Genomic DNA, 391 nt, shown 5'->3' with positions numbered 1-391 from the left:
AATATGCCTGGCGGCGATAGCGCGGTGGTCCCACCTGACCCCATGCCGAACTCAGCAGTGAAACGCCGTAGCGCCGATGGTAGTGTGGGGTCTCCCCATGTGAGAGTAGGGAACTGCCAGGCTTTAATTTTAGTGTTGTGTTGCGATAGCAAGGCAGCATAAGGCACAAATAGCAGTGAGTCGGGTGAATCCGTGGGAAATGGATTTGAACGTCGCGGGTAGCGATGGCCCAAAGAGCGAATGGTAAAATAGCCATTCGTAAACAGCCCAGATTGATATTTAAGTTTTATGTCGTAACAGCGATATAAATCAAAAAGAATTCGGTGGTGCGGTAGTTCAGTTGGTTAGAATACCGGCCTGTCACGCCGGGGGTCGCGGGTTCGAGCCCCGT

1 rRNA gene is annotated in these 391 nt (G+C 51.9%); it reads left to right on the top strand.

Annotation, left to right across the window (positions count from 1 at the left end):
- Window positions 1-6: 6 nt before the first annotated feature.
- A 5S ribosomal RNA gene (rrf, locus tag EAE91_RS23830) occupies window positions 7-122 on the top strand.
- Window positions 123-391 lie beyond the last annotated feature (269 nt).

Origin of the sequence: Photorhabdus noenieputensis (genome assembly GCF_018448935.1) — a bacterium.
Taxonomy (GTDB): domain Bacteria; phylum Pseudomonadota; class Gammaproteobacteria; order Enterobacterales; family Enterobacteriaceae; genus Photorhabdus; species Photorhabdus noenieputensis.
This window is presented reverse-complemented; position numbering and strand designations above follow the sequence as displayed.